The sequence below is a fragment of the Pseudomonas sp. MYb2 genome (assembly GCF_002979955.1).
In the GTDB taxonomy this organism is placed as follows: Bacteria; Pseudomonadota; Gammaproteobacteria; order Pseudomonadales; family Pseudomonadaceae; genus Aquipseudomonas.
Genome location: NZ_PCQC01000027.1, coordinates 1 through 11,507, shown reverse-complemented (window position 1 = coordinate 11,507; position 11,507 = coordinate 1). Strand labels below are relative to the sequence as shown.

14 protein-coding genes and 1 tRNA gene are annotated in these 11,507 nt (G+C 57.3%); 9 read left to right on the top strand and 6 right to left on the bottom strand.

All coding sequences use genetic code 11. The features are described from left to right. Positions 1-283: 283 nt before the first annotated feature. From CQ009_RS27780 to CQ009_RS27770, 3 genes are all read left to right on the top strand, one after another. The gene (locus CQ009_RS27780; protein ID WP_105709315.1) at positions 284-1,489 is read left to right on the top strand and encodes an acetyl-CoA C-acetyltransferase; all 1,206 of its coding nucleotides are present in this window, start codon (positions 284-286) and stop codon (positions 1,487-1,489) included. Between the two features lie 24 nt (positions 1,490-1,513). After that, on the top strand, positions 1,514-3,658 hold the full coding sequence (locus CQ009_RS27775; RefSeq protein ID WP_105709314.1) for a 3-hydroxyacyl-CoA dehydrogenase NAD-binding domain-containing protein: 2,145 nt from the start codon (positions 1,514-1,516) through the stop codon (positions 3,656-3,658). A 99-nt stretch (positions 3,659-3,757) separates the two neighbouring features. Further along, complete coding sequence (locus CQ009_RS27770) at positions 3,758-4,480, top strand: amidotransferase (RefSeq protein WP_064391216.1); 723 nt, start codon at positions 3,758-3,760, stop codon at positions 4,478-4,480. 108 nt (positions 4,481-4,588) lie between these two features. Here CQ009_RS27770 and CQ009_RS27765 read toward each other — a convergent pair whose 3' ends face one another. From CQ009_RS27765 to CQ009_RS27755, 3 genes are all read right to left on the bottom strand, one after another. Then, on the bottom strand, positions 4,589-5,560 hold the full coding sequence (locus tag CQ009_RS27765) for a magnesium and cobalt transport protein CorA (protein ID WP_064391217.1): 972 nt from the start codon (positions 5,558-5,560) through the stop codon (positions 4,589-4,591). A 134-nt stretch (positions 5,561-5,694) separates the two neighbouring features. After that, positions 5,695-6,417, bottom strand: coding sequence for a 1-acyl-sn-glycerol-3-phosphate acyltransferase (locus CQ009_RS27760; protein ID WP_064391218.1), 723 nt, complete (start codon positions 6,415-6,417; stop codon positions 5,695-5,697). A 218-nt stretch (positions 6,418-6,635) separates the two neighbouring features. After that, positions 6,636-7,325 (bottom strand): crotonase/enoyl-CoA hydratase family protein, encoded by a 690-nt coding sequence (locus CQ009_RS27755; protein ID WP_064391219.1) that lies wholly within the window; start codon positions 7,323-7,325, stop codon positions 6,636-6,638. A gap of 295 nt (positions 7,326-7,620) precedes the next feature. Between CQ009_RS27755 and CQ009_RS27750 the strand changes: the two genes are divergently transcribed. After that, positions 7,621-7,710: transfer RNA gene (locus CQ009_RS27750), tRNA-Ser, on the top strand. Between the two features lie 143 nt (positions 7,711-7,853). Next, entirely contained in the window at positions 7,854-8,174 is a 321-nt protein-coding gene (locus CQ009_RS27745; RefSeq protein WP_064391236.1) for a YbjQ family protein, read from the top strand. Positions 8,175-8,230: 56 nt separating this feature from the next. Here CQ009_RS27745 and CQ009_RS27740 read toward each other — a convergent pair whose 3' ends face one another. Next, on the bottom strand, positions 8,231-8,524 hold the full coding sequence (locus CQ009_RS27740; protein ID WP_105709313.1) for a hypothetical protein: 294 nt from the start codon (positions 8,522-8,524) through the stop codon (positions 8,231-8,233). Positions 8,525-8,762: 238 nt separating this feature from the next. Here CQ009_RS27740 and CQ009_RS27735 point away from each other — a divergent pair, with 238 nt between their 5' ends. From CQ009_RS27735 to CQ009_RS30120, 4 genes are all read left to right on the top strand, one after another. Further along, positions 8,763-8,951 carry a hypothetical protein gene (locus CQ009_RS27735; RefSeq protein ID WP_064391238.1) on the top strand — a complete coding sequence of 63 codons (189 nt, stop codon included), beginning with the start codon at positions 8,763-8,765 and terminating at the stop codon, positions 8,949-8,951. A 327-nt stretch (positions 8,952-9,278) separates the two neighbouring features. Further along, on the top strand, positions 9,279-9,650 hold the full coding sequence (locus tag CQ009_RS27730; protein ID WP_064391239.1) for a glycine zipper domain-containing protein: 372 nt from the start codon (positions 9,279-9,281) through the stop codon (positions 9,648-9,650). Positions 9,651-9,787: 137 nt separating this feature from the next. Further along, positions 9,788-10,204, top strand: coding sequence for a YMGG-like glycine zipper-containing protein (locus CQ009_RS27725; protein ID WP_064391240.1), 417 nt, complete (start codon positions 9,788-9,790; stop codon positions 10,202-10,204). Positions 10,205-10,327: 123 nt separating this feature from the next. Further along, entirely contained in the window at positions 10,328-10,495 is a 168-nt protein-coding gene (locus tag CQ009_RS30120) for a hypothetical protein (protein ID WP_163005296.1), read from the top strand. 140 nt (positions 10,496-10,635) lie between these two features. Here CQ009_RS30120 and CQ009_RS27720 read toward each other — a convergent pair whose 3' ends face one another. Both CQ009_RS27720 and CQ009_RS27715 read right to left on the bottom strand, forming a co-directional pair. After that, a complete protein-coding gene (locus tag CQ009_RS27720; RefSeq protein ID WP_105709312.1) occupies positions 10,636-10,938 on the bottom strand; it encodes a contact-dependent growth inhibition system immunity protein in 303 nt (100 codons plus the stop codon). Beyond that, the coding region (locus CQ009_RS27715) for an RNase A-like domain-containing protein (protein ID WP_146117575.1) at positions 10,928-11,507 on the bottom strand (580 nt) is incomplete at its 5' end. The genes CQ009_RS27720 and CQ009_RS27715, both read right to left, overlap by 11 nt.

Sequence of the window (11,507 nt, the reverse complement as noted above, 5' to 3'; positions counted from 1 at the left end):
CGTACAAGTACTACCTTAGGGCCCGCGTCACGCTTGGCTTAGATCCATTTCATATGGAGCCGTTGTCATTTGCGATTAAAAAGGCATGAGGCGTATTGCCAGCTTCTTTGCCGCCCGCTTGCTAGACAACTCGCCGACCTGAACCGGTTCACCCAAGGCATGATGACCGTCCGTCTGAGCGTGCGGGTCAAGCGCATTGAGCGCTGTGGTCATTGAATCAATGGCTGCTCGGGGCAAGAGTGGAGCGACAGGAAATCAATCACCGCACTGGTTCGAGGACGTCATGACCCAAGCTTTGATATTCGATGCGTTACGCACGCCGCGCGGCAAAGGCAAGGCCGATGGTGCCCTGCACAGTGTCAAACCGGTGAACCTGGTTGCCGGTTTACTGACCGCACTGCAAGCGCGCACCGCGCTGGACACCAGTCAGGTCGATGACGTGGTCCTTGGTTGCGTCACGCCGATTGGCGATCAGGGCTCCGATATCGCCAAAACCGCCGTGCAAGTGGCCGACTGGGACGTCAGCGTGGCCGGCGTACAAATCAACCGCTTCTGCGCCTCGGGGCTGGAAGCGGTGAACCTCGGCGCGATGAAAGTGCGCTCCGGTTTCGAAGACCTGGTGGTGGTTGGCGGCGTCGAGTCGATGTCGCGGGTACCGATGGGCAGCGATGGCGGCGCCTGGGCGCTGGATCCGCAGACCAACCTGCACAGCCACTTCACCCCGCAGGGTGTCGGTGCGGATTTGATCGCTACACTCGAAGGCTTCAGCCGCGAGGATGTCGATGCCTACGCGCTGCATTCGCAACAGAAAGCCGCACGGGCGCGGGCCGATGGTTCGTTCAACAAATCCCTGGTGCCAGTGCAGGATCAGAACGGCATTATTCTGCTCGATCACGATGAGTTCATTCGTGCCGAATCGACGCTTGAGGGCTTGGGCAAGCTCAAGCCGAGTTTTGAAATGATCGGCCAGATGGGCTTCGACGCAACCGCGCTGCGGGTCTACAGCCACGTCGAACGGATCAATCACGTGCATACGCCGGGCAACAGTTCCGGGATTGTCGACGGTGCGGCGCTGATGCTGATCGGTTCCGAAGCCAAGGGCCGCGCGCTGGGCCTGCAACCTCGGGCGCGAATTGTCGCCACGGCAGTCACCAGCACCGATCCGACCATCATGCTCACCGGCCCTGCGCCTGCCACGCGCAAAGCGCTGGCCAAGGCTGGCCTGCGCGTGGAAGACATCGACCTGTTCGAAGTCAACGAAGCGTTTGCCTCGGTGGTGTTGAAGTTCATCAAGGACATGGCCGTTGACCCGCAGAAGGTCAACGTCAACGGCGGCTCCATCGCCATGGGCCACCCGCTGGGCGCCACCGGTTGCGCGATCCTCGGCACCTTGCTCGATGAACTGGACGCGCGGCGCCTGCGCTATGGCCTGGCGACGCTGTGCGTCGGCGGCGGCATGGGCATTGCCACCATCATCGAACGCCTCTGAGCCCCGTATTCAAGGAACCTTGTTATGAGCGAAGCCATTCGTTACGAAAAAGGCCAGGACGCTATCGTCGTGCTGACCATCGACATGCCGGGCCAGAGCGCCAACACCATGAACGCCGTGTACCGCGAGGCCATGGCCGGGTGTGTCGCCCGGCTGGTCGCCGAAAAAGACACTATTGCTGGTGTGATCATTACGTCAGCGAAAAAAACCTTCTTTGCCGGCGGCGACCTCAATGAACTGATCAAGGTCGGCAAGCCGCAAGCCAAAGCCTTCTACGACATGGTACTGACCCTGAAAGGTCAGTTGCGCACTCTGGAAACCCTCGGCAAACCGGTGGTCGCGGCGATCAACGGCGCAGCACTGGGTGGCGGGTGGGAAATCTGTCTCGCCTGTCATCACCGCGTGGCTTTGGATGATGCAGCGGTGCAGCTCGGTCTGCCGGAAGTGACCCTTGGCTTGTTGCCGGGCGGCGGCGGGGTGGTGCGCATGGTGCGCATGCTCGGCATCGAGAAAGCGCTGCCATATCTGCTCGAAGGCAAGAAGGTCCGTCCGCAGCAGGCGATGCAGGCTGGTTTGATCGATGAGCTGGCGGCGGATCGCGATGAACTGCTGGCCAAGGCTCGCGCCTGGATTGTTGCCAATCCGGCAGCGGTACAACGTTGGGATGTGAAGGGCTATCAGCTTCCTGGCGGCACGCCGTCGAACCCGAAAGTCGCGCAAATGCTGGCGATTGCGCCGTCGATCCTGCGTAGCAAGACCCAAGGCACGATGCCCGCGCCGGAGAAGATTCTGTGTGCGGCGGTTGAGGGCGCTCAGGTCGATTTCGACACCGCGCACTTGATCGAAACCCGTTATTTCACCGAACTGACCACCGGGCAGATTTCAAAAAACCTGATTGGCACGTTCTGGTTTCAGCTCAACGAGATCAACGCCGGTGGCTCGCGCCCGCAGGGCCTTGCACCGTATAAAACGCAGAAGGTCGGCGTGCTCGGTGCCGGGATGATGGGCGCCGGGATCGCTTTCGTCAGTGCTTCGGCCGGTATCGATGTGGTGCTCAAGGACATCAACCTGGCGGCGGCCGAGAAAGGCAAAGCCCATTCGGCGGCGTTGCTGGACAAGAAAGTCGCTCGCGGCCAGATGACAGTCTCACAGCGTGAGACTGTGCTGGCACGGATCAAACCCTGCGAGAACGATGCGGATCTGGCCGGATGCGATCTGATCATCGAAGCGGTGTTTGAGGATCGCGAACTCAAGGCCAAGGTTTCTTCTGCTGCCCAGCAGATTGTCGGCGCGCAAGCGGTCATCGCTTCAAACACCTCGACACTGCCGATCACTGGATTGGCGACTGCTGTGCCGGATCCAAGCAAATTCATCGGTCTGCATTTCTTCAGCCCAGTGGAAAAAATGCCCCTGGTGGAAATCATCAAAGGCGCGCAGACCAGCGATGAAACCCTCGCGCGCGGCTTCGATTTCGTCCTGCAAATCAAAAAGACCCCGATCGTGGTCAACGACAGTCGCGGCTTCTTTACCTCACGCGTATTCGGCACCTTCACCAATGAAGGCATCGCGATGCTCGGCGAAGGCGTGAGCGCGCCGATGATCGAGACCGAAGCGCGCAAGGCCGGGATGCCGGTCGGGCCTCTGGCGATCTCTGACGAAGTTTCCCTCAGTCTGATGAGCCATATCCGCAAGCAAACGGCCAAGGACCTACAGGCGGAAGGGAAACCCCTGATTGAGCACCCGGCTTTCGCCGTGATTGACTTGCTGCTCAACGAATACAAGCGTCCGGGCAAGGCCGCAGGTGTCGGTTTCTACGATTATCCGGCGGGAGGCCAGAAGCATTTGTGGCCGGAACTGAAGGCGCGTTTCGAGAGGGCCGACGGGCAAATCTCGCCGAAGGATGTGCGTGATCGTTTGCTGTTTATACAAGCCATCGAAACCGTGCGCTGCGTGGAGGAGGGCGTGTTGACCTCGACGGCGGACGCCAACGTCGGCTCAATCTTCGGTATCGGTTTCGCCGCGTGGACTGGCGGTGCGCTGCAATTCATCAATCAGTATGGGGTGAAGGATTTCGTCGCCCGGGCGCAGTATCTGGCCGAGCAGTATGGCGAGCGCTTCACACCGCCGGCGCTGCTGCTGGATAAAGCCGCAAAAGGTGAAATGTTCTAAGGGGAGCGGGGAGCGAGCACTTCGGGGCTTGCCTTGCCAGGGTGTTTCAAGGCAGGCTCTGGGGTGTGCATTATTCCCATCACGTGTCAGGTATTTTTTATGTCGCTACGCATCTGCATTCTGGAAACCGACATCCTGCGTCCGGAACTGGTCGATCAATATCAGGGTTACGGGCAGATGTTTCAGCGCCTGTTCTCGCAGCAGCCGATCGCCGCCGAGTTCACCGTCTACAACGTGATGCAAGGCGAATACCCGAGCGACGATCAAACCTTCGATGCGTACCTGGTCACCGGCAGCAAGGCCGATTCGTTTGGCACCGATCCGTGGATCCAGACCCTCAAGGAATACCTGCTGAACCGTTACGAGCGCGGCGACAAGCTGCTCGGCGTGTGCTTCGGTCATCAATTGCTGGCGTTGCTGCTGGGTGGCAAGAGCGAGCGTGCGACTCAGGGCTGGGGCGTCGGCACTCACAATTACAAACTGGCTGCCAAGGCGCCGTGGATGAGCCCGGTGCGTGAAGAACTGACGCTGTTGATCAGCCATCAGGATCAGGTCACTGCGCTGCCGGAAAACGCTACGGTCATTGCTTCGAGCGATTTCTGCCCGTTTGCGGCGTATCACATCAACGATCAGGTGCTGTGCTTTCAGGGACACCCGGAATTCATCCACGATTACTCCCGGGCCTTGCTGGATTTGCGTCAGGAAGCGCTGGGTGCGCAGATCTACAGCAAGGGCGTGGCGAGCCTGGAGCAGGAGCATCACGGCGCCACGGTTGCAGAGTGGATGATGCGGTTTGTGGCGCATAAGCCAGAAACTGTTTAAGGCCAAAAGCTTCGCGAGCAGGCTCGCTCCCACATTAGATTTTCGGTGCGCCACCGATCAATGTGGGAGCGAGCCTGCTCGCGAATGTTCCAGACAACTCGGTCTGCTCTACAGCCACCCCGACTTTTTGAAACTCGCCCACAAACTCACACACCCCACCGTAATAAACCCCAGCACACCGAAATAGCCGTAATGCCAGCTCAGCTCCGGCATGTTCTGGAAGTTCATCCCGTAAATCCCCGCCACCGCCGTCGGAAACGCCAGAATTGCCGCCCAGGCAGCGAACTTGCGCTGCACCACGCTCTGGCGTGACGCCTCAAGCAGCACACCAATTTCGATGGTCTGGCTGGCAATGTCGGCCAAGGTGCTCAGGTCTTCCATCTGCCGTGTCACGTGGATCTGCACGTCGCGAAAGTACGGGCGCATGTTCTTGTCGATAAACGGGAAGCTCAGCTTCTGCAATTCCTCGCCAATCTCCACCATCGGTGCCGCGTACCGGCGCAGGCGCACAACGTCGCGGCGCAAACCGTGCAGCTTCTGAATGTCACGCTCGTTTAATGCGCTACACAGCACGTTACGCTCCAGCTCATCAATCTCGGCATGGATCGCTTCACCGACCGGCTGATAATTCTCGATGACGAAATCCAGCAACGCATACAGTACGAAATCTTCCCCATGCTCCAGCAGCAGCGGACGGGCCTCACACCGTTGGCGGACATGGGCGTAGGACGCCGAGTGGCCATTGCGCGCCGTAATGATGTAGCCCTTGCCAGCGAAGATGTGCGTTTCAATGAACTGCAGGACGCCGTTTTCACGGATGGGCGAGTAGGTGACGATAAACAAAGCGTCGCCAAAGGTTTCCAGCTTTGGCCGACTGTGTTTTTCCAGCGCATCCTCGATGGCCAGTTCGTGCAAGTTGAACTGACGTTGCAGGTTGGACAGCTCGCGCGCGTCGGGCTCTTCCAGGCCGATCCAGACAAAGTGGCCGGTTTTTGCGGCCCAGGCCGCGCCTTCATCAAGGGAAATATTGGTGACTTTCTTACCTTCGCTGTACACCGCAGCAGCAACAACTCGACCCATGGTGGTGATTCACTTCTTCTTGGCAGATGGCAGGGAATGCAAGGCTTCAGCTTAGCCGTGTCGCTGCTTGAGAGTCAGTGAAATCTGCACAGTTCAGCGGGCAAAAGAAAACCCGCACAGGGCGGGTTTCATTTTCAGGCAGCTTGCAACTGCCGATCCATCGATTCGATGCACTCGCGCATCTGCTCGCGGCACTGATCGATGAGCATGGGCATGTCGTCCATCGTCAATCCGGCGGTAGGAATTGCCGGCAGCGAGCGTATGAGGATTTTCCCACTGCGCCAGCGATTCAAGTGCATATGTTTGATGTAGCTGCTGACACATACCGGAACGATCGGCACGCCAGCGGCAATCGCCATCTGGAACGCGCCTTTCTTGAACGGCAACAGCTCTTCGCCGAGATTGCGCGTGCCTTCGGGGAACACCCAGATCGAGGTGTCTTCGTTCTGCAGAGTGTTGGTTGTCGTGAGCATGGACTGCCGTGCCTTTTGCGCATTACCCCGGTCGATCAACACATTGCCCGCCAGCCAGAACAGTTGGCCGAACAGAGGCACCCACTTCAGGCTCTTCTTGCCGATACACACAGTACGACGGGGCACGACGTTGCCGAACACGAACAGATCGTAGTTGGACTGATGGTTGGCGATGATCACGCAGCTGTCAGGCTTGTTCATCAGGCCGCTGACGTCCGTTTTCACCCGCAGGCGCAAAATGCACATGGCTGGCAATGCGTAGAGGCGGGCGCACAGACGGCTGTTGTCCGGGTTGAACGGGCGGCAGATCCCGAGGATCACCCCGAGTACGCCTGCCAGGATAAAGTGCAGGCCCATCAATAACATACGAAACACGAACAGCATTTTCAGGCCCCACCGGGACAAAAGGTGGCGCAGTGTACGGATGTGCACTGTTTTCGGCAATTGCCGCTATAGAGTGCGGAGATAGGCGATGTTTAAGCGCATGTTTCCAAGCGGCTCGTCAGTGCCGTCCTAGAGCCGCTACAGCGATTTTCAATCGAGCGTGCAAGAAAAAGCCCGACACGATGGTCGGGCTGTTCTTCGCCGCAGAGTTTTGGGGATTAACCCAGATGTTCCTGATCCTGAACGATCGCATTGTCCAGGGTTTCCAGCAGCGCTTTGCGCACCTTCAGCTTGGTGTTCTTGTGCGCGAGCATGTTGATCTTCTTCAACTGGCGCGCAGCGGCAAGGGCGGCACCTTGCAACTCCTCGGCGGAAACCACCTTGTCAAGGAAGCCGGCATCCACGGCGCTTTGCGGATCGAACATCTCGCCATTGATCACCGAGCGGTGAAACGCCGAGCGACGCAGACGATCACGGGCCAGCTCAATACCGGCGTGGTGCATGGTCATGCCGATCTGCACTTCGTTCAGACCGATGCTGAACGGGCCATCGACGCCGATGCGGTAATCGGCGGACAGCAGGATGAAAGCGCCTTTGGCCACGGCATGGCCCGGGCAAGCGACAATTACCGGGAACGGGTGAGAGAGCAGGCGACGCGCCAGAGTCGAACCGGCAGTCACCAGCGCCACCGCTTCTTTAGGGCCGGCGGTCATCACTTTCAGGTCATAGCCGCCGGACAGAATTCCCGGCTGACCGGTAATGATCACGATGGCACGATCAGTCACCGCCTGATCCAGCGCCGCGTTAAACGCCGCAATCACGTCCGGGGAAATGGCATTGACCTTGCCATTGCTCAGGGTCAGGGTCGCGATACCGTCTTCGAGGTGGTAGGAAATCAACTCACTCATGACGCTATTCCTTGTAAGAAAGATGGGCAGACGTTACCCACCGACGCCAGCCAGGTAAAGCGCCGTGACTGACCCGCCAGTCACCGTTTTCAACCCCGCCCGGCGCAGCACGCCATTCTCCTTCTATATAGAAGAGGCGCCATTACCAAAGATTGGCCGGTTTGCCATGGCCCGTCCGCGGCCAAAACCACTTTTTCGCTTAACCGCATGAAAATTCTGAAAAAAAGTTTGCCATCGGAAAAGCTTTCGACTACATTAGCGCGCCTCGACAGACAGAACATGTTTGAAGAGATACGGTGAAGTGTCCGAGTGGCTTAAGGAGCACGCCTGGAAAGTGTGTATACAGGAAACTGTATCGAGAGTTCGAATCTCTCCTTCACCGCCACATTCAGTACACAAAACCCCTGATTTCGAAAGAAGTCAGGGGTTTTGTGGTTTCTGGCGTCTGGATTTTATTGGCTGCGCAGTGATGTCTGCTGTGACCGATTACAATCGCGGGCTTATTTTTCAGTAAAGGGACGACATGCCATGATCATTTCCACCACTCACGCGATTGAAGGCCGTCAGATCACTGCGTACCTGGACATCGTCAGCGCGGAATCGGTGCAGGGCGTCAATGTGATTCGCGATATGTTCGCCGGTATGCGCGACTTTTTCGGTGGCCGTTCGCAGACCCTGGAGCGGGCTTTAAAGGAAGCTCGCGTTCAGGCGACGGAAGAACTCCGCGAGCGAGCCCAGGCTCTGCAGGCAGATGCGGTGGTCGGGGTGGATTTCGAGATCAGCATGCCTGGCGGCAAAGGCGGAATGGTTGTGGTATTTGCGACCGGCACGGCGGTGAAGTTGCGCTGATTTGCTATCAGGCCTGTGAGCCCATTCAGAATCGAATGGGCTGTTTTGGTTGGCGCTCAGCCCCGCGGCTTGAGGATCACCAGCCCTTTATTGTCATAGGTCAGCGGTGTGTCGATAGCGACAAGCGCAGGCGTGTCGGAGGGTTGACCCGGCTGCACCGGCTGCACCGGCTGGCTCGGATGGTAAATGACGCCAGGCTGTAGAACCGGCGTATCCGGACCTGGTTGTTTGATGGTTATTTCACCGGAAGCGATCTTGTCCTTGAGTTTTTCCGCCCCGGCTTTGCCGGCTGCGATTTGTTCGTCCGTGAGCTTTACGACGGGCAGGTTTGAAAATCCGTTGATTTGCATGTTCTCTCCTTGAGATTCATTTGTGTGAAAAAGGGCAACGGCCTGTCGGTGGAATTCTTTAGCCCTGTGGGATCAATGGCCCATGTCCGTGTTTAATTTTCCTAGGCCATTCGTCGGGCATCAGCGGATCTGAATAACAAGTCCAGGAATGACCGACTAGTCTCAAAAGCCTGGGAGGTCGATATTTTTCAGGCAGAAAGGTTTTGCCGGTGTCGACCTGTGGCGAAGAGGCGAAGGTATGACTGATCCGTATATCGAAGACGATGGCGCTGAATTTTCCTTCAACAATTGCGTGCGGTGCGGCCAGACCGAATACCAGGCAGGCTTTGGTGAGGATCCAGTGCTGACCGGCAAGATCAAATCGACGCCACCGAAGGGACCGAAAGCGAAATTTCTGCCCAAGGTTACCGTGAGAGCCAGAAAGTAAGCATTTGGCGAACAACCCCGTCTTTGAGCGGGGTTTTTTGTGTCTGACGAATGGATTGGGAAGCGTCCTACAGGTGATCGAGCTGTTGCTGGTTTTTTTTCACAAACTTTTCACGTCGGGCAAAGTAGGGTGAAGCCATCCGTTAGAAAGCAAGTCTCCAGCCCGTCTCCCCAGCGGGCTTTTTTTTGCCTGTCATAAAACCTTTCGCAGAATCGCTGTCCAATCGGCGCCGAGTGCGCGCGAGCCTGTGCTTGCGTCTGGACTTTTGTGCGCCGAGCGCATTAAATCCCGGCCCATTTTGTCATCCCATTTTTTGAGGTTTTTGTCATGCGTTTAACTCTGCCTGCTCTGGTTCTAGGGCTTCTGGTTGCTCAAGGTGCATTGGCTGCCGGCGATGGCACGGCTGCGCTGGGCGGTGGCCTGGGTGGCGCGTTGGGTAATGTGCTCGGTCAGAAAATGGGCGGCAGCACCGGTGCCGCAGTGGGTGCCGGCGTCGCGGGCGCGGCGGGCAGCGCACTGGCGGCGCGCAAGGGAAGCCGTACCAAAGCGGCCATCGGCGGTGGTGTCGGTGCGGCGGGCGGTTCGGTGATTGGCAACAGCCTCGGCGGCAAGACCGGCGCGACCATTGGTGCTGGCCTCGGCGGTGCAGCCGGCGGCGCAGTCGGCAGCAACCTGTCCAAAGGCCACAAGCGTCACTGAGACTGATCGTCTCGCAGAAACAGCCCGGCTCGATGCCGGGCTTTTTCGTTGCTGAACGTTTTTCCCAAAGGTGCCTCCAATCTCACATAGGCCCTTGTTTGGGCGGACTGTCCCGATTCGGGAACTGTGAGGTTCATATGCGATTGTCATTATCTGCACTGTTTTTCGGATTGCTGGTGGCGCAAGGCGCAATGGCTGCCGGAGATGGCTCGGCAGCCGTCGGCGGTGGACTCGGCGGCGTGCTGGGCAACGTGGTCGGCGGACAGTTGGGCGGTAGCACCGGCGCGGCGGTCGGTGCCGGGGTGGGTGGCGCGGCTGGCAGTGCGGTCGGGGCGAATAAACATAATCGCACCGAAGCCGCCATTGGCGGTGGCCTCGGCGCCGCAGGTGGCTCAGTGGTCGGCAATAGCTTGGGCGGATCAACCGGTTCGGCGGTCGGTGCAGGATTGGGCGGCGCGGCGGGTGGTGCGGTCGGCAATAACCTGGGTGACGATGGCGGATCTCATTCGGGCGGCCACAAGCACAAGAACAAACACAAGAACCGCCATCATTGATAAGCGGTTCAGCAGAAACCCGGCCTCGTGCCGGGTTTTTCGTTTTTGCCGGTCAGACTCAGGAACGATTGGCCGTAGGACTTTTCGAACTTAATACACTCCCCCGAAATGATGAGGTATGCCATGACTCCCGAAACCGAAGGCAAGGAAGAAAAAGGCCCGAGCGGACTGCCGTTTATCAATGATCCGGGGAATGAGGATCCGGGGTCGTTGATGGATGATGCGACGGTGCCGTTGAATGATTCGGATGAGGCGGATATGGAGTATGAAGAGGATGAGGATGAGCAGTGAACAGATGCCTTTCAGGTCACGTCTGTTGATGACCTGAACCGACCACTACTGGGCCTGTGTTTTTCAGGCCCTTGAGAAATTAGTGGTGATTCGAAAGTTGTTTAGTCGGAATGGACCTACAGAAGCTAACGATCAACCGGTTACTCCTGTTTTTCCAGTAAAAACTTAACGTGCTCCAGCCATTCGTTCCCATTTGGCCATTCGTGCCAGTAGCAATAACAACACCCTATTTCTTTCAGTAGAAAGTTTCGTAAGTCATTTTCCGTAAGGTTTAATGCCAATAATGCTTCAATTTCTTTTACTACATTGAGTAGTGTCGCCTTCTCGGAATCTGCTATGAACGACTTGATAATATCGTCTGCCAGTGCGGACTCACACATCCAATCTTCATGAAAATATGCGCCGAGGAATTGGAAAAGCTCAGGGAGGTCATCATTTGTCATTTACGAATCCTGTCAAAATAAAATAGCCGAGTGGTGTTTTTTCTTCACGCTGGATTATCAATCTAATGCTGAATAGTGGTTCCAATTTTCCGCTCTGCCGAATAACACCTACGCCTGCCGGGGCAGTTGTAGGTTCATTGATAACAAACTTTTTTCCTTTACCTTTGAGAAAGCTATCTATCTTGTTCTGATTGTTTTTGATCACGCGTGATATGGCGGATTCGGCTTCGGTCCTAGTGAGAAATGTGGAGGCAATGGGTATGTTTGGCTCTGCTTTTAACCTATCTCTTAACTGCGCCTCAGAGCGTTCAACATGTTTTTTGTAAACATGCCCGCCCCGAGAATCATTTGCCCTCAGTCCACCCCCCGGCACTATCTCACTATAGGGCCCATCAGCTTGTATTGCTCCCGGACATGGATTACAAGCCAACCCCAGCGGATCCACCCACCCCGTCGGATTCGGCACGTACTGGTACTGATTCAACCCACCGCCCAGCTTGATGGGATCCGGCGTCAGATACCTTCCCAACCGCGGGTCGTAATACCGGTGCCGGTTGTAATGCAGCCCA

Excerpts from the sequence above, each read along its gene's own strand:
- CQ009_RS27780 (WP_105709315.1), top strand. The coding sequence starts at position 284 with ATGACCCAAGCTTTGATATTCGATGCGTTACGCACGCCGCGCGGCAAA.
- CQ009_RS27775 (WP_105709314.1), top strand. The coding sequence starts at position 1,514 with ATGAGCGAAGCCATTCGTTACGAAAAAGGCCAGGACGCTATCGTCGTG.
- CQ009_RS27770 (WP_064391216.1), top strand. The coding sequence starts at position 3,758 with ATGTCGCTACGCATCTGCATTCTGGAAACCGACATCCTGCGTCCGGAA.
- CQ009_RS27765 (WP_064391217.1), bottom strand. The coding sequence starts at position 5,560 with ATGGGTCGAGTTGTTGCTGCTGCGGTGTACAGCGAAGGTAAGAAAGTC.
- CQ009_RS27760 (WP_064391218.1), bottom strand. The coding sequence starts at position 6,417 with ATGCTGTTCGTGTTTCGTATGTTATTGATGGGCCTGCACTTTATCCTG.
- CQ009_RS27755 (WP_064391219.1), bottom strand. The coding sequence starts at position 7,325 with ATGAGTGAGTTGATTTCCTACCACCTCGAAGACGGTATCGCGACCCTG.
- CQ009_RS27745 (WP_064391236.1), top strand. The coding sequence starts at position 7,854 with ATGATCATTTCCACCACTCACGCGATTGAAGGCCGTCAGATCACTGCG.
- CQ009_RS27740 (WP_105709313.1), bottom strand. The coding sequence starts at position 8,524 with ATGCAAATCAACGGATTTTCAAACCTGCCCGTCGTAAAGCTCACGGAC.
- CQ009_RS27735 (WP_064391238.1), top strand. The coding sequence starts at position 8,763 with ATGACTGATCCGTATATCGAAGACGATGGCGCTGAATTTTCCTTCAAC.
- CQ009_RS27730 (WP_064391239.1), top strand. The coding sequence starts at position 9,279 with ATGCGTTTAACTCTGCCTGCTCTGGTTCTAGGGCTTCTGGTTGCTCAA.
- CQ009_RS27725 (WP_064391240.1), top strand. The coding sequence starts at position 9,788 with ATGCGATTGTCATTATCTGCACTGTTTTTCGGATTGCTGGTGGCGCAA.
- CQ009_RS30120 (WP_163005296.1), top strand. The coding sequence starts at position 10,328 with ATGACTCCCGAAACCGAAGGCAAGGAAGAAAAAGGCCCGAGCGGACTG.
- CQ009_RS27720 (WP_105709312.1), bottom strand. The coding sequence starts at position 10,938 with ATGACAAATGATGACCTCCCTGAGCTTTTCCAATTCCTCGGCGCATAT.